A 22,394-nucleotide genomic window follows, 5' to 3' on the forward strand; every position below is an offset into this window, starting at 1 on the left:
ACGGATCGGACATCGAATGGGATTGTCGCGCAATCTTTCATCCGGGACGTGTGGATTGATTTCGCGTTCAACCGTCGGCGCGTCGAATCGCGGCACGTTCCGCGTGTTCGGACGAGTGCGCCCCGGCGGGCCGTCGCGCGCGCGACATCTTCCCCGCGCGGCGGCACTCTTTCAGGGGGCCAGCCAGCCGCCCTGCCATGCCGACCCGCACCGGTGCCAGGCGGCCCGCCGGTGACCGCGGCGGTCGAGGTAGAGGAAATCCAGGCGCTCCACCCGGACCAGCACGGCGGCGAAATGCGGCCGTCCCAGCGCCCCGGCCGCGGCCTCGTCCGGCAGGGCGTAGGCGTCCCCCGCCGGCAGGGCCGTGCCCGGGCCGGGTTCGCTCCCGTAACAGACCCGGCTCATCGCCCGGGACCCGGCCCAGGCCGCCTCGGCCACCGCGTCGTCGACGTGCAGCGCGGCGCGCCCCTCGATGCGGATCTGGATCTTCGTCGCCTCGTCGTAGGCCGTGAGCGCGCAGGCCGGGTTCGCCAGGATCTCGGCGGCCTTGTCGGAGCGGCGGTCGCAGTGGAACCGGAGGGTTCCGGCATCCCGGTCGGCGGCGCGCAGCACCACCGTGCGCAGCCGCGGGCCGCCCGCCGCGCCGAGCGTCGCCACCACCGGCAGGTGGAACCCGCTGCGGCCGTGCGCGGCGCCGTCCGCCAGATGGCCCCAAAGCGCCGCGAACGTCGCGTCCAGGTCGTCGTAATAGGCGGGCAGCGGCGCGCGGCTCATGGGCTGCCGCGCCTCCGCCGCCGCTCGCGGAAGATCAGCGCGAGGTTGCGCAGGTAGATCCCGGTGGAGAGCCCCTGGCCGATGATGATCACCGGCTCGCGGCGCACGAACCCGTAGACCAGGGTCATCAGCCCGCCGAGGATCGACAGGAACCAGAACGACAGCGGCATCACGCTCCGCCCGGCCCGCTCGCTGGCGATCCATTGCAGGATGAAGCGCGAGCCGAACACCACCTGTGCGACGATGCCGAAGACCAGCCAGAAGTCGAGCCGGGTGACGAACACGTCGTAGAAATAGGCCGGCAGATCGTGGGCGAGCTGGATCAGCATCCGACGTCCTGGTCTGCGGGTTGGCCGGCCGGGTCGACGATCTCCTCGGGCCGCGGATCGGCGCGCTTGCGCCGGATCAGCCACCAGACCCCGGCGAGATCGAGGAGCCCGACCCAGAGGCGGTCGAACAGGCCGTAATTGGACACCCCCGTCAGCCGCGGCCGGTCGACCACGTCGCGGTGGACCACCGAAAAGCCCTCCCGGGCCACCAGGGCCGGCATGAACCGGTGGAGGGCGTCGAAATACGGCAGCCTGAGATACACGGCGCGCCGGAACACCTTCAGGCCGCAGCCGGTATCGCGGGTGGCGTCGTTGAGGATCCGCCCGCGGACGCCGTTGGCGATCCGGGACTGGAGCATCTTGAACGGGCCGTCCTTGCGGCCGCGCCGCTGACCCTGGGCGAGGCCGGTGTCGGGCCCCGCCGCCTCCAGGGCTTCCAGCAGGGCGGGGATGAAGGCCGGATCGTTCTGGCCGTCGCCATCGAGGGTCGCGACGATCGCGCCGCGGGCCGCGAGGACGCCGCTGCGCACCGCCGCCGACTGGCCGCCGCTCCGGGCGTGGCGCAGCGCCCGCAGCCAGGGGCGCCCGGCCCGGGCCGCCGCGAGGGCCGCCGGGGTGCCGTCGGTGGAGCCGTCATCCACGTAGATCAGCTCGAAGGCCAGCCCCGCGCAGGCGGCCTCGATCTCGGCCACCAGGGGCGCGATGTTGCCGGCCTCGTTCTTGACCGGCACGACGACGCTGAGATGGGGATTCGCGTTCACGGGGCCACCGCGTAGGCCGTCACGAAGACCCGGCGGCCGGTATTGAGGTTGAAACCCTCGACCTCCGCCAGGGGGGCGGGTGCGCCGCGCCCCACCGGCCAGGCCGCGTTGAAATCGTCGCGGTCCCGGGATTCCACGAAGAGCAGGCGGCAGCCGCCGCCTTCCAGGAAGGATCGCGCCGCGGCGCCGTCGGGCGGCAGGGCGAGGCCGGTGCCGATCAGGAACACGAGGCTCGGCTCGCGGTAGCCCAGGCTCGCCACCTGTGGGTTCGGGCAAGGCACCCGGTCGCGCAGGGCCGCGAGCCGGGGCGAGACCTTCAAAGCCGGCAGCGAACGCTGCGCCACGCCGAGCACCGCCGGACCGAGCAGGGCCGAGGCCAGGACCCCGAGCGCGAGGGCGCGCTCGGCGGATCCCTGCGCGAAGGCGAGCCAGGCCAGGATCGCGACCGCGCAGGCGGCGGCGAGCAGGGGCAGAGCCGGCCACGGGATGGTGTGGGCGTCGAGGCGCCAGCCCGCGAGGCAGAGGCCGAGGCTGAGCGCGACCGGGATCGCCGGCACCAGCAGGGCCGTCAGGCGCGCGCCCCGCAGGCGCGGATCCAGCGCTCCGCGGGACAACGCCAGCACGGTGAGGATCGCGAGCCAGGGCATCAGCGGCAGCACGTAGTGGGGCAGCTTGGTGGGCACCGCCTCGAAGATCAGCCATGCCGGCAGCACCGCGGCGATGAGGAAGGCCACGGCGGGCTCCCGCCGCGCCCGCCACGCGAAGGGCAGGCTCATGGCCGCGAAGGCCGCCCCGGGCCAGAAGGTGGCGAAGAACACGAGCGCGTAGGCTCCGGGTGGCCCCCAGTGCCGCTCCGCCGCCCCGCCGACCTTGCCGAGCATGTCGTGCCCGACGGCCTCGGCGTAGAAGGCGCCGCCGCTCTTCCAGGTGATCGCCGCGAACCAGGGCGCCACCAGCAGGAGCGTGAGGGCGAGGCCCGGCCAGGGCCGGAGGGGCAGCAGCCAGCGGGCGGATCGCGCCCGGAGCGACAGGCCGAGCGCCGGCAGCGCGACGAAGAGCGGCACCATCGGCCCCTTCACCAGGATCCCGACCGCCATCCCGAGCCAGAATGCCGCAAAGGTTGGTCCGGAGGTCGGCCCTGAGGTCGGTGTGCCGTCCCGCGGCGCCAGCCACGCGCGGGCGAGTGCGGCAAGGCTCGCGGTGGCGCAGGCGGCGAGCAGGGCGTCAGTCTTGGCGAGGTGCGCTTCGGCAGAGAGCATCAGGCAGGCGCCGTAGAGGGCGGCCGCCAGCAGTGCGGGCCGGCGGGGCAGGAAGGCCAGCGCCGCCCAGTAGGCGAGCAGCACCGAGGCGACGGCGCCGATCAGCGAGGGGATGCGGTAGAGGGCGATCTGGGTGCGGGCCCCGGGCACCCCCAGCGCCTCGCCGGCCGCCACGGCGGCGGCCTGGGCCCAGTAGATCCCCACCGGCTTCTTGTGCCGCGCTTCGCCCTGGAAGCGGATATCCACGAGGTCGCCGCTCTCCAGCATCTGCTTCGAGGCCTGGGCGAAGCGCGGCTCGTCCCGATCCATCGGCTGCAGGGAGATCTGGCCCGGCAGAAACAGGATCAGGCACAGCGCCAGCAGGGCGGCGACGGCCCGGCCATGGGTGAGGCTCAGCGCGTCGAGTCCGCGGCCGATCCGGTCGACTGGGGCGAGGCGCGGAGCGCCGTCGGCGGAGAGGCTCGTGGTCATGCCGGGCCGGTCAATCAGGATCGGGCGGGAAGGTCAAATGCAGCCGCGTCGTCGCCGGTCGCCCCCCGCCGTCGGCGCCCCGATCCGCCTACGTGGCGGCCCGCAGGCGCGCGAAGCCTGCATCGAGGTCGGCCTTGAGGTCGGCGGTGTCCTCGAGGCCGATATGGAAGCGCAGGGCCGGTCCACCGGGCGCCCACTTCGTGGCGGTCCTGTAGCCGGCACAGTCGAACGGGATCACGAGGCTCTCGAAGCCGCCCCAGGAGAAGCCCATCCCGAACAGCTGCAGCCCGTCCAGCATGGCGGCCAAAGCCATCTCGGGCACCGGCTTGAGGATCACGCCGAACAGGCCCGAGGCGCCCGCGAAGTCGCGCGTCCAGATCGCGTGGCCGGGATCCTCGGGCAGGCCGGGATGGAGCACGCGCAGCACCTCGGGCCGCGCCTGGAACCATCGGGCCATCTCCAGCCCGGCGCGGCCGTGCTCGCGCAGGCGCAGGTTCATGGTGCGCAGTCCGCGCAGCGCCAGGAAGATGTCCTCGGCGCCGGCGCACATGGCGAAATGGTCGAAGGTGCGGCGCACGGCCGGGTAGTAGCGCGCGTTGGCGGAGGTCAGGCCGATCAGCAGGTCCGAGCCGCCGCTCAGGTACTTGGTTCCGGCCTCCACGGCGATGTCGACCCCGCGCTCATGCGGCGGGAACAGCAGCGGCGTCGCCCAGGTGTTGTCCATGATCACGCAGGCGTCGCGGGCGTGCGCGACCTCGGCGATCGCGGGCACGTCCTGCATCTCGAAGCTCTGCGAGCCGGGGGCCTCGACCAGCACGGCCCGGGTGTTCGGGCGCATCAGGTCCGCGATGCCGGCCCCGATGATCGGGTCGTAATAGGTGACCTCGACGCCGTAGCGCGCCAGCACGCCGTCGCAGAACTGGCGGGTCGGCCGGTAGGCGGAATCGGTGACGAGGAGATGGTCGCCCGCCGAGACCGCGGCCATCAGCGCGACGGTGAGCGCCGCGAGGCCCGAGGGCGTCACGACGGTGCCGGCGGCGCCGGCGAGCTCCGTCCAGGCGGTCGTCAGCGCATCCATGGTGGGCGTCGCCGAGGTGCCGTAATTGTAGCGCCCGCGCCGGTTCTTGATCGCGTCGTAGGTCGGATAGAGGACCGTGGAGCCCCGATAGATCGGCGTGTTCACGAAGCCGTGCTGCTCGCCCGGATCGCGGCCCGCATGCACGAGGCGCGTCGCGGGCGCGAAGGTCTGCTGGGCGTCGGGCGAAGGCTTCAGGGACATCGAGGCTCGGTGATCGCGTTGCGGTGCACCGCACGAAGCGCGTCGCATCCGGCGAGGTCAAGCCGGACGCGGCGTTCCGCAGCCCTGAGACGCCGTGTTTGCCGCGCTCACGGGGTCTCGGGCGAATCGGACACGGCGGCCTCCTCGTAGGCCTCCATCCAGGCGGCGCGCTCCTGGGAGCCTTCCGGATAGGGGCATTCGCTCACGGGTTTTCCGTAGAGGCGCGCGTTGCGGCCCTGGATGAACGGGCTGTCGCTCGCGGTGGCCTGGACGTTGGTCAATATCGCCTCCCGAAGACTTGAGGGTGGGGCTTCGTTAACGGCCGCGCCGTAAATCTGTTGCCGTCTCAAGTCGCGTCCCGGGTCGTTGCGTGCGTATCCTGCGTTCCCTCCTCGGCGCCGTCCTCGTCCTCGTCTCGACGGCGACCGTCGCCCTCGTCAGCGCCGATCGGCTCGCCCATCTGGCGCCGGCGCCCGTGGTCCGCGCCGCCCAGGCCGAGCCGTCGGCGACGGGGTCGATCCCGGCTCCGGTCAAGGCCGCGCCCGCGCCGAAGCCGGCCGTGCCCAGCATCCCGAACGGGTTCGACACCGAGCGGCTCCACGCGCTGATGCGCGGCGACCCGATCCTGCCGGGCCGCTGAGCACCGTCACGCCTGTCCCGCCCCGGATCGCATCCCGAGGCGCCGGAGCGCGGCGGCGGCCGCGAAGCAGCCGTCCGGCCGGCCGCCGCTAACGCGCCGTGCGGAACACCTGCAGGTCGAGGTCGCGGACCTTCTTGCGCAGGGTGTTGCGGTTGACGCCGAGCAGTTCCGCCGCGCGGATCTGGTTGCCGCGGGTGGCGGCGAGCGCCGCGCCGATCAGCGGGCCTTCGATCTCCCGCAGGATCCGGTGATACAGCCCGGGGGGTGGCAGGGTGTCCCGATAGCCGGAGAAATAATCCGAGAGGTGGCGCTCCACCGCGCTGGACAGGCTCTCGGATTCCCCGTTGGCCTTGCGGGCTGCGCCGTTGGCGGCCGGGGCCGCGGGCGTCGCCAGCGGAAGGGTGTCGAGCTCGGCCTCGATCACCGGGCCGGTGATCGTCTCCTGCGGGTAGAGGGCGGCGAGCCGGCGGACGAGGTTCTCCAACTCGCGGACGTTGCCCGGCCAGCGGTAGCGCTTGAGACGCTCCATGGCGTCCCCGTCGAGGGTCTTCCGGGTCAGGCCCTCGCGCTCGACCAGCACGAAGAAGTGGCGGACGAGGTCCGGCACGTCCTCGGAGCGCTCGCGCAGGGCCGGCAGCCGCAGGGGCACGACGTTGAGCCGGAAGAACAGGTCCTCGCGGAAGATGCCCTGCTGGATCGAGACCCGCAGGTCCTTGTTGGTGGCCGCGATGATCCGGACATTGGTGCGGATCGGGACGCGCCCGCCCACGGTCGTGTATTCGCCCTGCTGGAGGACGCGCAGCAGCCGGGTCTGCGCCTCCATGGGCATGTCGCCGATCTCGTCGAGGAACAGCGTCCCGCCCTCGGCCTGCTCGAACCGGCCGGCGGAGCGCTGCAGGGCCCCCGTGAAGGCGCCCTTCTCGTGGCCGAACAGCTCGGATTCGATCAGGTCGCGCGGGATCGCCGCCATGTTGACCGGCACGAACGGGCCGGTGCGGCGGCGGCCGTAATCGTGGAGCGCCCGGGCGACCAGCTCCTTGCCGGTGCCGGACTCGCCGGTGATCATCACGGTGAGGTCGGTCGGCATCAGCCGGGCCAGCGCCCGGTAGATCTCCTGCATGGCGGGCGAGCGCCCGACCAGCGGGATGTCCTCGTTCTCGGGGGGCGCCCCGGCCGGCGCCGCGCCGCGGGGACGCGAGAGCGCTCGGCCCACGATGGCGATCAGCTCCTTCAGGTCGAAGGGCTTGGGCAGGTACTCGTAGGCACCCCGCTCCGAGGCGCGGATCGCCGTCATGAAGGTGTTCTGCGCGCTCATGACGATGATCGGCAGTTCCGGCCGCACGCGCTTGATGCGCGGCAGCAGGTCGAACACGTTCTCGTCGGGCATCACCACGTCGGTGATGACGAGGTCGCCCTCCCCCTGCGCGACCCAGCGCCAGAGGGTGGCGCAATTGCCCGTCGAGCGAACCTCGTAGCCCGCCCGTGACAGCGCTTGGTTGAGCACGGTGCGGATTGCGGCGTCGTCGTCGGCGACGATGATGTGGCCGTTCGGCATGACTCTCTACTCAGACCTCCGACGGGGGGCCGGATTCGGGGATCGACATCACGGATCGACCGCCGATTCGCGCCCGTCCCGGGCACTCGACATCGGCAGAAGGATGCGGAACGCCGTGCGGCGCGGGGCAGGATCGCATTCGACGATCCCACCGTGATCGCCGACGATCTTGGCCACCAATGCAAGACCGAGGCCGGATCCTTGTGCCTTGGTGGTGACGAACGGATCGAACAGGTCCGGCAGCAGGTCGGCCGAGATGCCCGGGCCGTTGTCGCGCACGGCCACCTCGATCGGCAGGCTGACCCGCTCGCGGGAGCCCGGCACCTGCAGGCGCAGGCCGGTGCGGAAGGCGGTCGACAGGGTGATCTCGCCCTCGACCGCGTCCGGGCCGATCGCCTCCGCGGCGTTCTTCACGAGGTTCAGGATCACCTGGATCAGCTGGTCGCGGTTGCCGAGAACCGGCGGCAGCGACGGGTCGTAGGTCTCGATGAAGCGGATATGCCGCGCGAAGCCCGACTGCGCCGAGCGCTTCACCTGATCGAGCACCCCGTGAACGTTGACGGCACCGCGATCCGAGGGGCGCTCGTCGCCGAACAGCTCCATGCGCTCGACGATGCGGACGATCCGGTCGGATTCGTCGCAGATCAGGCGGGTGAGCAGCCGGTCCTCCTCGGCGCCGGTGCTCTCCAGGAGCTGCGCCGCGCCGCGGATGCCGGCGAGCGGGTTCTTGATCTCGTGGGCCAGCATCGCGCCCAGCGCCACCATCGAGCGCGCCGCCCCGCGATGGGTGAGCTGGCGGTTCATCTTGTCGGCGATGGTCCGCTCCTGGAGCATCATCACCACGGCGTCGCCATCGTCGCCGAGCGGCGTCGCGAACACGTCGACGCTGCGCTCCAGGCCGAGGCGGGGCTGGGTCAGCTCGACCCGGTACTCGCTGACGCTGGCGCGCCGCCGCCGGACCTCGGCCACCAGGGCGATGATCGGCGAGGCGAAGGGGATGATGTCGCGCAGCCGCCGGCGCTGCATCAGCCGCGCCGAATAGTCGAAGAAGGCCTCCGCGGCGTGGTTGCAGTGGAGGATCTGCTCGTCGCCGCCGATGGTCAGGACCGGCAGCGGCAGGGCGTTGAGCACGGCCTCGGCGGCGGTGTCGCGCCGGCTGCCGGTCGCCTGCGGGAGGGAATCGTCGCTCACGCGGCCTCCTGGACAGGATCCGCCGAGCCCGCAAAGGCCCGGGCCAGCAGGGCCTGGGCCGTCGCCGGATCGGTGGTGGTGAGCAGCGCCGCGCGCTCGGCCGGGTCCAGCGCCCCTCCGGTCTCGGCATAGGCGGCGAGGTGCTTGCGCGCGTGCCGCACGCCCATGTCCCGGCCGTAGAGCGACAGGAGCCCCGCATAGTGCTCGGCGGCCAGGGAGGCCTGATCGGCCCGCGCCGGTTCCGGCATCGGCCGCCCGGCCAGGGCCGACGCGATGTGCCCGACCAGCCAGGGCCGGCCGGTCGCCGCCCGGCCGATCATCACCCCCGCCGCCCCGGACGCCGCGAGGCAGGCCCGGGCGCTGGCGAGGTCGGTCACGTCGCCGTTGGCGATCACCGGGATCGAAACCGCCGCGACAACCGAGCGGATCGCCGCCCAGTCGGCGCGGCCCTTGTAGAATTGCTGCCGGGTCCGCCCGTGGACGGTCACGGCGTTGAGGCCCAGCCGCTCGGCGCGGGCGGCGAGATCGGCGGCGTTGCGGTTCGCGTCGTCCCAGCCGAGGCGCATCTTCACGGTCACCGGGACCGACACCGCGCCCCGCACGGCCGCGAGCAGGCGCTCGGCGTGGTCGAGGTCGCGCATCAGCGCCGAGCCTGACGCGATCCCCGTGACGATCTTGGCCGGGCAGCCCATGTTCACGTCGATCACGTGGGCGCCCCCGGCCTCCGCCAGACGGGCCGCCTCCGCCATCGGGGCGGCCTCGCAGCCCGCGAGCTGGACCACGTGCAGGTCGACGCCGGAGCCTTCCGCGCGCAGGGTGGCCTCGCCGGAGCCGCGGGTGAATTCCCGCGCCGCCACCATCTCGGAGATGACCGCGTCGGCGCCGCAGCGGCGGGCGATGCGGCGCATGTGCAGGTCGGTGACGCCCGAAAGCGGGGCAAGCAGGCAGAGCGGGGCGGCGTCTGCCGCTCCGGCCTTCGCACCTTCGCGGCGCAGCGCGCTCAAATAATGGTCAGTCGTCATTCTGCACAACAATGAGGCAAGCCCGGCCCGCTGGCAAGCGGGACCGCGCGTTGATTTCGGGCCCTCCCCCGCTTAAACGACGGGCACCCTCTGCGGCAGGCTTCCGGCGGCAGCGCTGGCCCGCGCGCCGGCCGCCCCTCCGCTCCTCAGGCCCTCACGAGTTCGTCGCCCATGTCCGCCACCGGCACGCCAGCCATCGGACCCGCCAGCGCGGGAGCCGGCGTCGCCGCGGTGGTGGTGGCCGCGGGCCGCGGTATCCGCATCGGCGGCGGCACGCCCAAGCAGTACCGCCGGGTCGGTGGACAGGCGGTCCTCACCCGCACCCTGGCGGCCCTCGCCGCGGATGACGGGATCGCGCGCATCCAGCCGGTGATCGCCGCCGATGCGGCGGACTTCTTCCGGAACTGCCTGGACGAACTTCCACCCGCAATCCGCGCGAAGATCACGGCGCCGGTGGCGGGCGGGGCGACCCGCCAGCTCTCCGTGCGCGCCGGGCTCGAAGCCCTGGCGGTCGGGTCGGCGCCCGAGATCGTTCTGGTCCACGACGCGGCGCGCCCCTATGTGGACGCCGCGCTCATCGCCCGGGCGATCGCGGCGGGGCGGGATCACGGCGCGGCCGTACCCGGCGTCCCGGTGACCGACACGGTCAAGCGCGTCGTCGATATCGCGCCCGGCATCGGCCGGGTGCACGAGACGCCGCCCCGGGAGCACCTCCGCGCGGTGCAGACGCCCCAGGCCTTCTCCTTCGGTCCGCTGCTCGCCGCCCACAGGGACGCCGCCGCGCAGGGCCTCGACGGCTTCACCGACGACGGCGCGCTCGCCGAATGGGCCGGCCTGCCGGTGGTGGTCTTTGCGGGCGACGTCGCCAACCGCAAGATCACCCAGCCCGCCGACCTGATCGAGGCGGACCGCGCCTTCGCGACCGAGACCACCGAATTGCCAGCGCCGGGAGCCCGCGCCATGACCACCTACGTGACCCGCCTCGGCACCGGCTTCGACGTGCACGCCTTCACCACCGGCGACCATGTCTGGCTGGGCGGCGTGAAGATCCCCGCGGATCGGGGCGTCCTCGCCCATTCCGACGGCGACGTGGCGCTGCACGCCCTGACCGATGCGCTGCTCGGCGCTATCGCGGACGGCGACATCGGCACCCATTTCCCGCCCTCCGACGAGCGCTGGCGCGGGGCGTCCTCGGACCAGTTCCTGGCCCATGCCTGCGGGCTGGTCCGTGCCCGCGGCGGCCGAATCGACCACCTCGACATCACCGTGCTGGCCGAGGCGCCGCGCATCGGGAAGCACCGCGAGGAGATCCGCGCGCGCATCGCCGCCATCGCGGGCGTGCCGCTCTCGGCGGTCTCCATCAAGGCGACGACCACCGAGAAGCTCGGCTTCGTCGGCCGGGCCGAAGGCCTCGCCGCCCAGGCCGCCGCGACCGTGCGGCTGCCCGAGGAGGACGGTCCCGCCCTCGATGCGCAGGCCGAGACCGCGATGCGGCAGGGCTGACGTCGTCGGCGCGCCGGCGGCCCATCGAGCCCGAAGCCTCGGGTGTGGATCGGCGGCGCGACCCTCGGAGGCGCTGCCCTGGGTGGCGTTGCGACGGTCTGCCGTCGGCGGCCGAACGTCAAAGGCTGACTTCGCATCACGGGCTCAGGGACCGTCGTACGCCCCGTCCGTGACCTGTTCCATCCACGTCACCGCCTCGCCGTCCAGGCGTTCCTGGATGGCGATATGTGTCATCGCCGTGGACGCGGTCGCTCCGTGCCAGTGTCGCTCGTTCGGCTCGAACCAGACGACGTCGCCCGGTGCGATCTCCTCGATGGGGCCGCCTTCACGTTGGACCCACCCGCGCCCGAACGTGACGATCAACGTCTGGCCGAGCGGGTGTGTGTGCCACGCCGTGCGCGCACCCGGCTCGAAGGTCACGCTCGCCATGGCGACCCGGGCCGGATCGGGGGCGCTGTGAAGTGGGTCGATCCGGACCGTGCCGGTGAACCACGCGGACGGTCCCTGGCTCGACGGCTGGCTTCCGCTGCGCTTGATGTCCATCGGATCGATTCTCCTGCGTTCCGGACGTCGCCTAGAGCGACCAGCCTCCATCGACCGAGATCGACGCGCCGGTCACGAACGAACCGAGGTCCGAACACATCCATAGGACGGCGTCCGCGATCTCCTCGGGCTTGCCCAGTCGCCCGACCGGCTCAAGAGCGATGGCTTTCTGGATATCGCCGCCGGTGAAGCGGTCCATCATCGGCGTCTCGATGTTCCCCGGCAGGACGGCGTTCACCCGGATGTTCGACTTCGCATAGTCGAGGGCGGCGGACTTGGTGAGGCCGATGAGCGCGTGCTTGGAGGCGGCATAGCTCGCCCCTCCCGCCACGCCCCTGATGGCCGCACCGGACGCGGTGTTCACCACCACGCCGCTGCCCTGGCGCAGCATCTGAGCGATCTCCTGCTTCATGCACAGGAATGTGCCGCGCAGGTTGACGTCGAGGATCCGGTCCCACTCATCCAGAGCGATCTCGTGGACCGGAGCGGCCTTGTTCTCGATGCCTGCATTGTTGAAGGCGCAGTCGAGGCGGCCGAACTGCGCGACGGTGCTGGCCACCGCTGCTTCCACGTCCGCCGGGACCGACACGTCGCAGCGGATCGCCAGCACCGCGCCGCCGTCCGCTTCGATCTCGGCCCGGAGTTCCTCCAGCGGCGCCTCGGTGCGGTCCGTGATCGCGACCTGAGCCCCCTCCCTCGCGAAGGCGATGGCGGTAGCCCGGCCGATGCCGCTGGCGGCGCCCGTGACGAAAGCGACCTTTCCTGGGAAACGGCGCATGTCCTGATGTCCTCGCTGACCTCGATGAGGGGCCTGACGTAGACATCGCGCAGCGTTCGGGTCAGCCGTGTCCCCTTCAATGAGGCGATGAGCGGAGTTCACCGCCGAATGGCATTGGCCTTACAGGCCAAGCGGTCTCACCTCGCGGATCAGGTCGACGAGGAGCCGCAATCCGGTCGGCAACTGGCGACGTCCGGGATAGTAGAGGTGGAAGCCGGCCCCCGCGACGACCCAGTCTGCCAGCACGATGCGTAGCTCGCCGCGGGCGACTGACGGTCCGACGCAGGGTTCCGGAAGATAGGCAAGCCCGCCGCCCGCCGCCGCCAGGGTCAGGGCGAATTGCGTGTTGTCGAGCGTGACCGCCCCTGGAACGTCGAGCGCGATCGTCTCGCCCTCCCTCTCGAACTCCCATCGGTAGAGGCTGTCGTCGCCGAGGCGGATGCGCAGGCATCGGTGAGCCGCGAGGTCGCGGGGATGATCGGGCGTCCCGTGGCGCTCAAGGTAGGACGGCCGACCGACCACGACCCAGCGCAGATCGGCCGACAGGCGCTGTGCCACCATGTCCTGGGGAACCGTTCCGCCATACCGAATGCCCGCATCAGCTCCGGCGTCCACCACGTCGAGCAGGTCGTTGGACACCCGGACGTCGATCTCGACCCGCGGATGGCGTTCGTGGAAGAGGGGCAGCACAGGGGCGAGCAGCAGCGTGCTCGCATGTTCGAGCACATTGAGGCGGATCCGGCCTGTGGCTTTGGCCGGCTCGCGGTGCTGATTGAGCAGGTCGAGTGCGCAGCCGATCGCTGCGAAAGGCGCATCCAGGGACGCGAGCAGATCTTCTCCTGCCGCGGTAAGGGTGACGCTGCGGCTGGTGCGGTTGACCAGCCGCACCCCGAGGCGCGCCTCCATCGATTTGAGCGCGTGACTCAACGCGGAGGCGCTGACGCCAAGCTCCAGGCCCGCACGCCGAAAGTTGCGATGGCGCGCGATGGCGAGGAAGGTTCCGAGATCGGCGAGCTCGGTCCGGTTGATGCGCATCGAGGCAGTGGAAGGCCGGCGCGCGGGAAAGCAAGTCGTGCCGCATCCCGACTGCGCCGTGTCGAAAGCAGCCCCCGAGGCTGCCGAGCCGCGCGACCGCCGGCCCTAGGCCACCCGCAGCAGCAGCGCGATCGCCGCGATGGCCAAAGCCGCCATCGTCAACAGGATGCCGCCGCCCCGGCAGGCGAACTGGCGCGGGGAGTTCGGGGGCGCGAACATCCCGATCGGGTGCAGGATCCGGCCGACCAGCAGGGCGATCAGCAGGGCCTGGACCAGAGTGTGGCCGCCGCCGCTCGCCTCGAGAAGGCCGATGACGATGAGTGCCAGGGGCACGTATTCCGCGAAATTGGCGTGCGAGCGGACGCGCTTGAGCATCGTCTCGTCGCCCCCGTCCCCGAACAGCACGTTGCCGGAGACGCGGCTCGCCATCACCCAGCCCGAGAGGCCGAGGTACACGAGGGCGAGCAGCCCGGCAAAGACGGCCGTGGTCGCGGGGAAGATCATGGATGGGTGTCTCCGATGGCGGCCGCCGGTCCTTGAGCCGGGCTCGGCCTTGGGTCACAACACGAGATAGGGCGCGGCCGCCCGACGGGAGCCCGTTCGCGATGATCGAAGACGCAGAGCTTCTCGCGCGGGCCGCGGCGCTGGTGGCGGCCTTCACGGCGGCCCGGCGCACCATCGCCACGGCCGAATCCTGCACGGGCGGGCTCGTGGCGGGCCTGCTGACCGCGGTACCGGGTTCCTCGGCCGTCGTGGAGCGCGGGTTCGTCACCTACTCGAACGAGGCCAAGGCCGAATCCATCGGCGTGCCGATGGATCTCATCCGCCAGCACGGTGCCGTGAGCGCGCCGGTGGCGGGAGCGATGGCCGCGGGCGCGCTCGCCGCATCGCGGGCCTCCGTCGCGGTGGCGATCACCGGCATTGCCGGACCCGGCGGCGGCAGCGCCGAGAAACCGGTCGGACTCGTGCATTTCGGCCTCGCCCAGCGGGAGGGCGGCATCCGCCTTCTGGAGCGTCGCTACGGCGATCTCGGACGCGCGGGCATCCGCTGCGCCGCGGTCGCCGACGCCCTCGGCCTTCTGGAGGAGGCCATTCGCGGCTGACCGCAACCCGGGAGGGACGTCCATGGACAGGGTGACGACGCGCCTCTGCATCGTCGGCGGCGGCCCGGCCGGGATGATGGCCGGACTGCTCTTCGCCCGCGCCGGGATCGACGTGACCGTCCTGGAGAAGCACGCGGATTTCCTGCGCGACTTCCGCGGCGACACGATCCACCCCTCGACCCTCGACCTGATGGACGAGCTGGGCTTCACGGAGCGCTTCCGCGCCCTCCCCCAGCGGCGCGTCGAGACCTTTTCGGGCGTCGTCGACGGACGCAGCTACCGGGTCGCCGATTTCAGCCGGCTGCCGACCCGGAACCGCTTCCTGTCCTTCATGCCGCAATGGGACTTTTTGGATTTTCTGGCCGGCGCGGCGGCCCAGTATTCGGGGTTCCGGCTGCTCCGCCGGACCGAGGCCCGCGATCTCATCGAGGCGGATGGTCGGATCGCGGGCGTGCGGGCCGATGGGCCGGATAGGCCGGTGGAGATCCGGTCCGATCTCGTGCTCTGTGCGGATGGCCGTCACTCGCGGATGCGCGCGCGCGCGGGCTTTACGCCCCGGGCCTTCGGGGCGCCGATCGACGTGCTGTGGTTCCGCCTGCCGCGCCGGGATGGCGACCCGGAGGCGGCGGCCGGACGGTTCGGTCCGGGGCGGATCCTGATCACCCTCGACCGGGGCGACCTATGGCAATGCGCCTACGTGGTGCCGAAGGGCGGCGACGCGGAGCTCCGCGCGAAGGGCCTGCCGGCCTTCCGGGCGGCGGTGGCGGCGATCGCGCCGTTCCTGGCCGACCGCACCGCGGCCATCGCCGATTGGGACGACGTCAAGCTCCTGACCGTCACCGTCGACCGGCTCGACCGCTGGTACCGACCCGGGCTGCTCTGTATCGGCGATGCCGCGCACGCGATGTCGCCCGTGGGCGGCGTCGGGATCAACCTGGCGATCCAGGATGCGGTGGCGGCGGCCAACCTCCTGGTCGAACCCCTGCGGGCCGGCCGGCTCTCGGAGGCCGATCTCGCCCGGGTCCAGGCCCGGCGGATGTTCCCGGTCCGGGCGACCCAGGCGCTCCAGCGGATGATCCAGTCCCGGGTGATCGCCGCGTCCCTCGCGGCCGATGCGCCGTTCCGGGCGCCCCTGGCGCTGCGCCTCCTCGATGCCGTGCCGCGACTGCAGGTCCTGCCGGCGCGGATGATCGGCATGGGCGTGCGGCCCGAGCACGTGCGTGCGCCGCTGCGCGCCTGACGCCCCTTCCCCGAACGCGGCGGAGCCATCCAGGGCCGGCCCTGCGGGCTTCGCGGCGCGCGGTGACGGTGCGGCCTATGCTCCGGCGCCGTACATCCGGTTGGCGCGCCCCTCGAAGGCGTCGGTGAACTTGCGGAAGGCCCGGTCGAACATCGTGCCCATGAGGAGCCCCAGGGTGCGGCTCTTGAACTCGTAGGTGATGAAGAAGTCGACGTTGCAGCCCCCGTTCGGCGCATCCTTGAAGAGCCAGCGGTTTTCCAGATGCCGGAACGGACCGTCGATATACTCGGCCACGATCTTGAGGTTCGCGGGATCGAGGGTGACCCGGGTGGTGAAGCGCTCGCGGATCGCCTTGTAGCCCACGCCCATCTCGGCGATCAGCACTTGGCCGCCGTCGGGCATGTCCTGGCGGCGGATGATCCGCAGCGATTCGCAGAGCGGCAGGAACTCGGGATAGCGCTCCACGTCGGCGACGAGGTCGTACATCTGCTGCGGCGTGTGCTTCACCGCGCGGGTGACCCGGAAGGACGGCATGGTGTTGGGATTTCCTCAAGCCGAGAGCGCGGGCGACAGTTTCGCGAGGCGGGCCGCCTGAAGGCGCGAAAAGTCCTCGCCGGCGTGGTGCGACGAGCGGGTGAGCGGTGTGGCCGAGACCAGCAGGAAGCCCTTGGCGTAAGCGGTGGTCTCGTAGGCCTTGAATTCGTCGGGCGGCACGAAGCGCACGACCTCGTGGTGCTTCTTCGACGGCTGCAGATACTGGCCGATGGTCAGGAAGTCGACGTCGGCCGAGCGCAGGTCGTCCATCAGCTGGAGCACCTCGTTCCGCTCCTCGCCGAGCCCGACCATGATGCCGGACTTGGTGAAGATCGTCGGGTCGAGCTCCTTCACCCGCTGGAGCAGGCGCACCGAGTGGAAGTAGCGGGCGCCGGGCCGCACCGTCAGATACTTGGCCGGGACCGTCTCGAGGTTGTGGTTGAACACGTCGGGCTTGGCGGCGACGACGACCTCCAGAGCCCCGTCCTTGCGCAGGAAGTCGGGGGTCAGGATCTCGACGGTCGTGCCAGGGCTCGCCCGGCGGATCGCCGCGATGGTGCGGGCGAAGTGCTCGGCGCCGCCGTCCTTCAGGTCGTCCCGGTCCACCGAGGTGATCACCACGTGGTGCAGGCCGAGCTTGGCCACCGAATCGGCGATCTTCTCGGGCTCCCCGGCGTCGAGGGCGTCGGGCAGGCCGGTGCGGACGTTGCAGAAGGCGCAGGCCCGCGTGCAGGTGTCGCCCATGATCATGAAGGTGGCGTGCCGCTTCTCCCAGCACTCGCCGATATTGGGGCAGCCGGCCTCCTCGCAGACCGTGACGAGGCCGTGCTCGCGCACGATCTTCTGGGTCTCGGTCCAGGCCTTGGAGCCGGGCGCCTTCACGCGGATCCAGTCCGGCTTCTTGGCCTGGACGGGCTGGTCGGGCCGGTGCGCCTTCTCGGGATGGCGCAGGCGCGCGGTGCGCGGATCGTTCTTCAGGATGTCGAGGACGACGGCCATGGGTCGGGGGCTGCCACACCGCGGGGAGGCGCCCGTGGGCGCGGTCGGGATCGCCCTGACTTAAGGCCCACGGCGTCGCGCCGCAAACCGCCGCGACGCCGGGCCGCCCCGCGGCGGTTGAGGGTGCGGGATTTCCGTCAGATCCCGAGCAGGCGTACGAACAGCCCGGCCAGCACGGCCCCGACCACGGGGCCGGCCACGGGAATCAGCGCGTAGCCCCAGTCGGAGGAGCCCTTGCCGGCGATGGGCAGGACCGCGTGGGCGATGCGCGGCCCGAGGTCGCGGGCCGGGTTGATGGCGTAGCCGGTGGTGCCGCCGAGCGACAGGCCGATGCCCCAGACCAGCATGCCGACCATGTAGGGTGCGACGCCCCGCGGGATCGCCCCCGCGGAACCCAGCGTGGTGGTCACGAGGGCGGAGATCGTCAGGATCAGGAAGAAGGTCGCGATGATCTCGGAGAGCCAGTTGGCCTTGGCGTCGCGGATCGCCGGACCGGTGCAGAAGCAGGCGAGCTTGAGGCCGGTATCCTGGGTCGCGCCCCAATGCGGCAGATAGTGGAGCCAGACGATCACGGCGCCCACGAAGGCGCCGAGCATCTGGGCGGGAATGTAGGTGGCAAGCTTGCTGAAATCGCCGGAACTGACGGCGCCCGCCACCGTGACCGCGGGGTTGATGTGGGCGTCGGCGCTGCCGGTGGCGTTGGCCACGAACACCCCGGCGAGGACCGCGAAGGCCCAGCCCGCCGTGATGGCGATCCAGCCGGCATTCTCGCCCTTGGAGTGCTTGAGTAGGGCGCCCGCGACCACGCCGTCGCCGAGCACGATCAAGGTCATCGTACCCAGGAATTCGCCCAGGAATGGTGATGTCATAGTCTTGTCTCCCCCGTTCGCTGCTTTTTTGTAAGAGTTAAAAGCTTGTGCGAGCGTGTGGCCGCCGAAGGCGGTCACCGAATGTCCGACCGTTTCCGGTCTTCACCCGCATCCTGAGATGCGGGCGCGGAGCGGCCGCCTGGAAAGAGCCTCCAGCCGGCCGCGCGATCTGTGGAGGCCTCCTTCGAGGCGGCTGCGCCCCACCTCAGGATGAGGTCGCGGCGGGCGGGATCGGATCACGACGGACCCCGAGCCCGCGCACGGGCCCGAGAGCCGTTCGTCAATCCTCGTCGGTCTTCCAGTCGAAGGAGCGCTGCACCGCCCGGCCCCAGGCCGCGGCGATCTTCTCGCGCTGGCCGGCATCCATCTTCGGCGTCCAGCGCTTGTCGACGCCCCAGTTGCGCTTGAGATCGTCGAGCCCCTTCCAGTAGCCGACCGCGAGGCCCGCCGCGTAGGCGGCGCCGAGCGCGGTGGTCTCGGCCACCTTCGGGCGCACCACCGGCACGTCGAGCAGGTCGGACTGGAACTGCATGAGCGTGTTGTTGGCGACCATGCCGCCATCGGCCCGCAGCTCCTTCACCGGGATGCCGGAATCCTTGGCCATGGCCTGCAGCACCTCGCGGGTCTGGAAGGCGGTCGCCTCCAGCACCGAGCGGGCGATGTGGCCCCGGTTGACGTAGCGGGTGAGCCCGATGATCAGGCCGCGGGCGCCCTCGTTCCAGTGCGGGGCGTAGAGCCCCGAGAAGGCCGGCACGAAGTAGACGCCGCCATTGTCCTCGACCGTCGTGGCGAGCGTCTCGACCTCGGCGGAATCCTTGATCATGTGCAGGTTGTCGCGCAGCCACTGCACCAGGGCACCCGTGATGGCGATCGAGCCTTCGAGGGCGTAGGCCGGCTTCTGCCCGTCGAGGCGGTAGGCCAGCGTGGTGACGAGGCCGGCCTTCGACGGGACCGGCTCGGTGCCGGTGTTCATCAGCGCGAAGCAGCCGGTGCCGTAGGTGTTCTTGGCCTCGCCCGGCGCGAAGCAGGTCTGGCCGAACAGCGCCGCCTGCTGGTCGCCCAGGATGCCGGCGATCGGCACGCCGGCGAAGGGCGCCTTGGTCTCCCCGTAGACCTCGCTCGACGAGACGATCTTTGGCAGCATCGCCCGCGGGATGCCGAAGGTCTCAAGCATGCCGTCGTCCCATTCGAGGGTCTTGAGCGACATGAGCTGCGTGCGGCTGGCATTGGTCACGTCGGTGACGTGAAGGCCGCCCGCCGTCCCGCCGGTCAGGTTCCAGACGAGCCAGGTGTCGATGTTGCCGAACAGCACGTCGCCGGCTTCGGCCTTCTCCCGGGCCCCCGCGACGTGGTCGAGGAGCCAGCGGAGTTTGAGTCCGGAGAAATAGCTCGCCAGCGGCAGGCCGGTGAGATCCCGGAACCGGTCGCGGCCGCCGTCGCGGGCAAACTCGCCCACCAGCCGGTCGTTGCGGGTGTCCTGCCAGACCAGGGCATTGTGTAGGGGCTTGCCGGTCGTCCGGTCCCAGATCAGCGTGGTCTCGCGCTGGTTGGTGATGCCCACGGCCGCCAGATCGGAGGGCTGGAGCCCGCCTTTCTCAAGCGCCTCGCGCATCACCGCCTGCGTCTTGGTCCAGATCTCGCCGGCGTCATGCTCGACATGGCCCGGCGCCGGGTAGATCTGCGCATGCTCGGCCTGGGCCAGCGCGATCACGCTGCCCTCGCGGTCGAACACGATGAAGCGGCTGCTCGTGGTGCCCTGGTCGATGGCCCCGACGTAACGGCTCATCGTTCCCTCCCCTGTGATGCCCGACCGGTCTGGCGCCGGATCGGGGCCGAAAAGATCAGGCTGCCTCGGCCTTGCGGTCGAGGTAGGCGGTCAGGCGCGCCGCGCTGTCCGCGCTGGTGCGCAGGCCGAGCTTGGAGCGCCGCCAGAGGATGTCCTCGGCGGTCACGGCCCATTCCTCGGTGCGCAGGTAATCGACCTCGGCCGCCGTGAGCCCGCCGTCGAAGACCTCGCCGAGATCGGCCATGGATTGCGCGGTCCCGACGATGTCCCGGGCCCGGGTGCCGTAGGCGCGGGCGAGGCGCCGGGCGGTCTCGTCGGGCAGGAACGGCTTCTCGGCCCTCAGCTTGGCGAGGAACTGGTCGAAATCGGCATCCTTCATGGCGCCCCCGGGCAGGACCGCGTCGCCGGTCCAGGCCTTCTTGAGCGCCGGGAAGTACGGCTTCAGCTTCTCCAGCGCGTGCTCGGCGAGCCGCCGGTAGGTGGTGATCTTGCCGCCGAAGACCGAGAGTACCGCCGCCCGTCCGCCCTGGTCCTCGACGTCGAGGACGTAGTCGCGGGTCACCGCCGAGGCGTTCTCGGCCGCGTCGTCGTAGAGCGGGCGCACGCCCGAATAGCTCCAGACCACATCGGCCGGGGTGATCTTGGTGTCGAAGGAGCGGTTGATGCAGCCGCACAGGTAGTCGGTCTCTTCCGGCGAGATCGAGACCGGGCCGGGCTCGCCCTCGTAGGGGACGTCGGTGGTGCCGATCAGCGTGAAGTCCCGTTCGTAGGGAATCGCGAAGATGATGCGCTTGTCGGGCTGCTGCAGGATGTAGGCCTGATCGCCCGCGAACAGGCGCTTGACCACGATGTGGCTGCCCTTGATCAGGCGGACCGCCGCGCGGCTGTTGATGCCCAGCGTGCCGCCGAGCGTCTCGCTGACCCAGGGGCCGGCGGCATTCACCACCGCCCTGGCCCGGACGGTGCGCTCGGTCCCGCCGCGCTCGTCGCGCAGCGTCGCGACCCAGCCGTCGCCCTCGCGCCGGGCTGAGACGACGCCGGTGCGGGTCAGCACCGTGGCGCCGCGCTCGCGGGCATCCATGGCGTTGAGCACGACCAGGCGGCTGTCCTCGACCCAGCAGTCGGAATAGACGAAGCCGCGCTTGAGGCGCTTCTGCAGCGGCGCGCCGTAATCGGAGCTGTGCAGGTCGACGCCGTGGGAGCCCGGCAGCGTCCGCAGCCGCGCCAGATGATCGTAGAGGAACAGGCCGAGCCGCAGCATCCAGGCCGGGCGCAGGCCCTCGTCGTGGGGCAGCACGAAGCGCAGCGGCCAGATCACGTGCGGCGCGAGCCGCAGCAGCCGTTCGCGCTCCGCCAGCGCCTCTCGGACGAGGCGGAACTCGTAATATTCGAGGTAGCGCAGGCCGCCATGGATCAGCTTCGTCGAGGAGGACGACGTGAATCCCGCGAGATCCCCGCGCTCGGCCAGCAGGACCGACAGGCCCCGGCCGGCTGCGTCCCGGGCGATGCCGGTGCCGTTGATGCCGCCGCCGACGATCAGGAGATCGTAGGCGTCGGACGGCTCGCGCTGGCGCGTTGCTGCCGCCATGGTTCCTCCAAGGCCGCCCTGATGGCGGGTTGGCATAATATTGACACGGCCGCGTGTTTTCGCAAGCGAAAAAATGAATGTTCGTTACGGTTCGTCCGCGCTGTCGGCCACCGCGAGGGTGACACCCTGGCGCTCCATGAGCGCGACCACCTCGGCCGGCGGCATCCGGTCCGTGAAGAAGGTGTCCACCTGCTCCAGACGCCCGACCTGGACCATCGGCCGACGACCGAACTTGGTGTGGTCGGCGACCAGGAAGGTCTTGCGGGCATGGGCCAGGATGGTCTGCGTCGCCCGGACTTCCTCGTAATCGTAGTCGAGGAGCGCCCCGTCGGCGTCGATGCCGCTGATGCCGATCACCGCCACGTCGACGCGGAACTGGCTGAGCGTGTCGCAGGTGAGCTGGCCCAGCACGGCGCCGTCGCGGTTGCGCACGGTCCCGCCGGCCACGACGATGCGGAACTCGGTGGCCTCGGCCAAGGAGATCGCGACGTTGAGGTTGTTGGTGATGATGCTGAGATCGTCGTGCCGGGTCAGCTCCCGGGCGACGGCCTCCGGGGTCGTGCCGATGTTGATGAAGACCGAGCAATGCGACGGGATGCGGCTCGCCGCGAGGCGGCCGATCCGGCTCTTCTCCGGCAGCAGGGTGACGCGGCGGTCGGCGTAGTCGATGTTCTCGACGCTCGACGGCAGGCCGCCGCCGCCGCGGTAGCGCTCCAGGCGGCCCTCGGCGCTCAATTCGTTGAGGTCGCGGCGGATCGTCTGGACGGTGACGCCGAACTGCGTCGCCAGGGCCTCGATGGTGACGAAGCCGCGCTGCCGCACCGCCGTGACGATGGCGCTGCGTCGCCCCTCGACGCCGGTCGCCTCGACCCTGTCGTCGGATCTCCGGTCGAGCGGTCGTGACATCGATACTCCCTCGCGTTGCCTCCGGCCGCCGCACCGCTGTATCGGTGTTCGGCCGATGTTCGTTTGCGAACATTTTTCGTTGTCGAAGGCCGCCGCGCAAGCTTGGACCGCCTCCGGCCGGCCCGCAACCGCCGGCGGTCCGAACTATGATTCAAGGGGGCGCGGATGCCCGGCCCGCCGGCGAGCGGGCACAAAAAAGGCCTGCCGCGCATGCGACAGGCCAAGCCAC

At 71.3% G+C, this 22,394-nt stretch carries 23 protein-coding genes; 4 read left to right on the forward strand and 19 right to left on the reverse strand.

Translation table 11 applies throughout. The features are described 5' to 3' along the window. Positions 1 to 171 precede the first annotated feature (171 nt). From MCBMB27_RS08380 to MCBMB27_RS30180, 6 genes are all read right to left on the reverse strand, one after another. A complete protein-coding gene (locus MCBMB27_RS08380; protein WP_043349369.1) occupies positions 172 to 774 on the reverse strand; it encodes a pyridoxamine 5'-phosphate oxidase family protein in 603 nt (200 codons plus the stop codon). Further along, complete coding sequence (locus MCBMB27_RS08385; protein WP_043349371.1) at positions 771 to 1,103, reverse strand: lipid-A-disaccharide synthase N-terminal domain-containing protein; 333 nt, start codon at positions 1,101 to 1,103, stop codon at positions 771 to 773. The genes MCBMB27_RS08380 and MCBMB27_RS08385 overlap by 4 nt, the downstream gene beginning before the upstream one ends. Further along, positions 1,097 to 1,864 carry a glycosyltransferase gene (locus MCBMB27_RS08390; protein WP_053609788.1) on the reverse strand — a complete coding sequence of 256 codons (768 nt, stop codon included), beginning with the start codon at positions 1,862 to 1,864 and terminating at the stop codon, positions 1,097 to 1,099. Before MCBMB27_RS08390 ends, MCBMB27_RS08385 begins: the two co-directional genes overlap by 7 nt. Further along, the gene (locus MCBMB27_RS08395) at positions 1,861 to 3,594 is read right to left on the reverse strand and encodes an ArnT family glycosyltransferase (RefSeq protein WP_075380223.1); all 1,734 of its coding nucleotides are present in this window, start codon (positions 3,592 to 3,594) and stop codon (positions 1,861 to 1,863) included. Before MCBMB27_RS08395 ends, MCBMB27_RS08390 begins: the two co-directional genes overlap by 4 nt. Positions 3,595 to 3,682: 88 nt before the next feature. Further along, positions 3,683 to 4,873 carry a cystathionine beta-lyase gene (gene metC, locus MCBMB27_RS08400; protein ID WP_053609786.1) on the reverse strand — a complete coding sequence of 397 codons (1,191 nt, stop codon included), beginning with the start codon at positions 4,871 to 4,873 and terminating at the stop codon, positions 3,683 to 3,685. 107 nt (positions 4,874 to 4,980) lie between these two features. Beyond that, a complete protein-coding gene (locus MCBMB27_RS30180; protein WP_164706383.1) occupies positions 4,981 to 5,154 on the reverse strand; it encodes a ribosome modulation factor in 174 nt (57 codons plus the stop codon). 89 nt (positions 5,155 to 5,243) lie between these two features. Between MCBMB27_RS30180 and MCBMB27_RS08405 the strand changes: the two genes are divergently transcribed. After that, positions 5,244 to 5,513, forward strand: a complete 270-nt coding sequence (locus MCBMB27_RS08405) for a hypothetical protein (RefSeq protein WP_043384437.1) — start codon at positions 5,244 to 5,246, stop codon at positions 5,511 to 5,513. Positions 5,514 to 5,601: 88 nt separating this feature from the next. Here MCBMB27_RS08405 and ntrC read toward each other — a convergent pair whose 3' ends face one another. From ntrC to dusB, 3 genes are read right to left on the reverse strand one after another with little or no spacing between them, the layout of a single operon-like run. After that, a complete protein-coding gene (gene ntrC / locus MCBMB27_RS08410) occupies positions 5,602 to 7,068 on the reverse strand; it encodes a nitrogen regulation protein NR(I) (protein WP_043384440.1) in 1,467 nt (488 codons plus the stop codon). A 48-nt stretch (positions 7,069 to 7,116) separates the two neighbouring features. Further along, positions 7,117 to 8,259 (reverse strand): two-component system sensor histidine kinase NtrB, encoded by a 1,143-nt coding sequence (locus tag MCBMB27_RS08415; protein ID WP_043384443.1) that lies wholly within the window; start codon positions 8,257 to 8,259, stop codon positions 7,117 to 7,119. Continuing rightward, a complete protein-coding gene (dusB, locus tag MCBMB27_RS08420; protein ID WP_075380224.1) occupies positions 8,256 to 9,281 on the reverse strand; it encodes a tRNA dihydrouridine synthase DusB in 1,026 nt (341 codons plus the stop codon). The genes MCBMB27_RS08415 and dusB overlap by 4 nt, the downstream gene beginning before the upstream one ends. A 171-nt stretch (positions 9,282 to 9,452) precedes the next feature. Between dusB and MCBMB27_RS08425 the strand changes: the two genes are divergently transcribed. Next, a complete protein-coding gene (locus MCBMB27_RS08425; RefSeq protein WP_075380225.1) occupies positions 9,453 to 10,784 on the forward strand; it encodes a bifunctional 2-C-methyl-D-erythritol 4-phosphate cytidylyltransferase/2-C-methyl-D-erythritol 2,4-cyclodiphosphate synthase in 1,332 nt (443 codons plus the stop codon). Positions 10,785 to 10,928: 144 nt separating this feature from the next. Here MCBMB27_RS08425 and MCBMB27_RS08430 read toward each other — a convergent pair whose 3' ends face one another. From MCBMB27_RS08430 to MCBMB27_RS08445, 4 genes are all read right to left on the reverse strand, one after another. Beyond that, positions 10,929 to 11,327: a (R)-mandelonitrile lyase gene (locus MCBMB27_RS08430; protein WP_075380226.1), complete on the reverse strand. Its 399-nt coding sequence runs from the start codon at positions 11,325 to 11,327 to the stop codon at positions 10,929 to 10,931. Between the two features lie 31 nt (positions 11,328 to 11,358). Then, positions 11,359 to 12,105: an SDR family NAD(P)-dependent oxidoreductase gene (locus MCBMB27_RS08435; protein WP_053609783.1), complete on the reverse strand. Its 747-nt coding sequence runs from the start codon at positions 12,103 to 12,105 to the stop codon at positions 11,359 to 11,361. A 120-nt stretch (positions 12,106 to 12,225) separates the two neighbouring features. Then, the gene (locus MCBMB27_RS08440; protein ID WP_075380227.1) at positions 12,226 to 13,140 is read right to left on the reverse strand and encodes a LysR family transcriptional regulator; all 915 of its coding nucleotides are present in this window, start codon (positions 13,138 to 13,140) and stop codon (positions 12,226 to 12,228) included. A 105-nt stretch (positions 13,141 to 13,245) separates the two neighbouring features. Then, a complete protein-coding gene (locus MCBMB27_RS08445; protein WP_043384457.1) occupies positions 13,246 to 13,644 on the reverse strand; it encodes an MAPEG family protein in 399 nt (132 codons plus the stop codon). Positions 13,645 to 13,745: 101 nt separating this feature from the next. Between MCBMB27_RS08445 and MCBMB27_RS08450 the strand changes: the two genes are divergently transcribed. Beyond that, entirely contained in the window at positions 13,746 to 14,243 is a 498-nt protein-coding gene (locus MCBMB27_RS08450; protein WP_043384461.1) for a CinA family protein, read from the forward strand. Between the two features lie 22 nt (positions 14,244 to 14,265). After that, on the forward strand, positions 14,266 to 15,483 hold the full coding sequence (locus MCBMB27_RS08455) for an FAD-dependent oxidoreductase (RefSeq protein WP_075380228.1): 1,218 nt from the start codon (positions 14,266 to 14,268) through the stop codon (positions 15,481 to 15,483). A 75-nt stretch (positions 15,484 to 15,558) separates the two neighbouring features. On the opposite strand, the gene MCBMB27_RS08460 is transcribed toward MCBMB27_RS08455, so the two are convergent. The 6 genes from MCBMB27_RS08460 to MCBMB27_RS08485 all read right to left on the reverse strand — a co-directional run bounded on the left by MCBMB27_RS08460 (position 15,559) and on the right by MCBMB27_RS08485 (position 22,165). Continuing rightward, positions 15,559 to 16,017 (reverse strand): type II toxin-antitoxin system RatA family toxin, encoded by a 459-nt coding sequence (locus tag MCBMB27_RS08460; RefSeq protein ID WP_043352527.1) that lies wholly within the window; start codon positions 16,015 to 16,017, stop codon positions 15,559 to 15,561. 15 nt (positions 16,018 to 16,032) lie between these two features. Continuing rightward, positions 16,033 to 17,016, reverse strand: a complete 984-nt coding sequence (lipA, locus tag MCBMB27_RS08465; protein ID WP_043757429.1) for a lipoyl synthase — start codon at positions 17,014 to 17,016, stop codon at positions 16,033 to 16,035. 137 nt (positions 17,017 to 17,153) lie between these two features. Further along, entirely contained in the window at positions 17,154 to 17,885 is a 732-nt protein-coding gene (locus MCBMB27_RS08470) for an MIP/aquaporin family protein (protein ID WP_043352530.1), read from the reverse strand. 280 nt (positions 17,886 to 18,165) lie between these two features. Further along, on the reverse strand, positions 18,166 to 19,671 hold the full coding sequence (gene glpK, locus MCBMB27_RS08475; protein ID WP_043384468.1) for a glycerol kinase GlpK: 1,506 nt from the start codon (positions 19,669 to 19,671) through the stop codon (positions 18,166 to 18,168). Between the two features lie 55 nt (positions 19,672 to 19,726). Continuing rightward, a complete protein-coding gene (glpD, locus tag MCBMB27_RS08480; protein ID WP_075380229.1) occupies positions 19,727 to 21,259 on the reverse strand; it encodes a glycerol-3-phosphate dehydrogenase in 1,533 nt (510 codons plus the stop codon). A gap of 84 nt (positions 21,260 to 21,343) precedes the next feature. Then, positions 21,344 to 22,165: a DeoR/GlpR family DNA-binding transcription regulator gene (locus tag MCBMB27_RS08485; RefSeq protein WP_043352536.1), complete on the reverse strand. Its 822-nt coding sequence runs from the start codon at positions 22,163 to 22,165 to the stop codon at positions 21,344 to 21,346. Between the last annotated feature and the right edge of the window lie 229 nt (positions 22,166 to 22,394).

This window comes from Methylobacterium phyllosphaerae (genome assembly GCF_001936175.1).
GTDB lineage: Bacteria > Pseudomonadota > Alphaproteobacteria > Rhizobiales > Beijerinckiaceae > Methylobacterium > Methylobacterium fujisawaense.

What these genes read in the sequence shown, in the direction of transcription:
- MCBMB27_RS08380 (WP_043349369.1), bottom strand. Translation starts at nt 774, where the DNA reads ATGAGCCGCGCGCCGCTGCCCGCCTATTACGACGACCTGGACGCGACG.
- MCBMB27_RS08385 (WP_043349371.1), bottom strand. Translation starts at nt 1,103, where the DNA reads ATGCTGATCCAGCTCGCCCACGATCTGCCGGCCTATTTCTACGACGTG.
- MCBMB27_RS08395 (WP_075380223.1), bottom strand. Translation starts at nt 3,594, where the DNA reads ATGACCACGAGCCTCTCCGCCGACGGCGCTCCGCGCCTCGCCCCAGTC.
- metC (WP_053609786.1), bottom strand. Translation starts at nt 4,873, where the DNA reads ATGTCCCTGAAGCCTTCGCCCGACGCCCAGCAGACCTTCGCGCCCGCG.
- ntrC (WP_043384440.1), bottom strand. Translation starts at nt 7,068, where the DNA reads ATGCCGAACGGCCACATCATCGTCGCCGACGACGACGCCGCAATCCGC.
- dusB (WP_075380224.1), bottom strand. Translation starts at nt 9,281, where the DNA reads ATGACGACTGACCATTATTTGAGCGCGCTGCGCCGCGAAGGTGCGAAG.
- MCBMB27_RS08425 (WP_075380225.1), top strand. Translation starts at nt 9,453, where the DNA reads ATGTCCGCCACCGGCACGCCAGCCATCGGACCCGCCAGCGCGGGAGCC.
- MCBMB27_RS08430 (WP_075380226.1), bottom strand. Translation starts at nt 11,327, where the DNA reads ATGGACATCAAGCGCAGCGGAAGCCAGCCGTCGAGCCAGGGACCGTCC.
- MCBMB27_RS08435 (WP_053609783.1), bottom strand. Translation starts at nt 12,105, where the DNA reads ATGCGCCGTTTCCCAGGAAAGGTCGCTTTCGTCACGGGCGCCGCCAGC.
- MCBMB27_RS08440 (WP_075380227.1), bottom strand. Translation starts at nt 13,140, where the DNA reads ATGCGCATCAACCGGACCGAGCTCGCCGATCTCGGAACCTTCCTCGCC.
- MCBMB27_RS08445 (WP_043384457.1), bottom strand. Translation starts at nt 13,644, where the DNA reads ATGATCTTCCCCGCGACCACGGCCGTCTTTGCCGGGCTGCTCGCCCTC.
- MCBMB27_RS08450 (WP_043384461.1), top strand. Translation starts at nt 13,746, where the DNA reads ATGATCGAAGACGCAGAGCTTCTCGCGCGGGCCGCGGCGCTGGTGGCG.
- MCBMB27_RS08455 (WP_075380228.1), top strand. Translation starts at nt 14,266, where the DNA reads ATGGACAGGGTGACGACGCGCCTCTGCATCGTCGGCGGCGGCCCGGCC.
- MCBMB27_RS08460 (WP_043352527.1), bottom strand. Translation starts at nt 16,017, where the DNA reads ATGCCGTCCTTCCGGGTCACCCGCGCGGTGAAGCACACGCCGCAGCAG.
- lipA (WP_043757429.1), bottom strand. Translation starts at nt 17,016, where the DNA reads ATGGCCGTCGTCCTCGACATCCTGAAGAACGATCCGCGCACCGCGCGC.
- MCBMB27_RS08470 (WP_043352530.1), bottom strand. Translation starts at nt 17,885, where the DNA reads ATGACATCACCATTCCTGGGCGAATTCCTGGGTACGATGACCTTGATC.
- glpK (WP_043384468.1), bottom strand. Translation starts at nt 19,671, where the DNA reads ATGAGCCGTTACGTCGGGGCCATCGACCAGGGCACCACGAGCAGCCGC.
- glpD (WP_075380229.1), bottom strand. Translation starts at nt 21,259, where the DNA reads ATGGCGGCAGCAACGCGCCAGCGCGAGCCGTCCGACGCCTACGATCTC.
- MCBMB27_RS08485 (WP_043352536.1), bottom strand. Translation starts at nt 22,165, where the DNA reads ATGTCACGACCGCTCGACCGGAGATCCGACGACAGGGTCGAGGCGACC.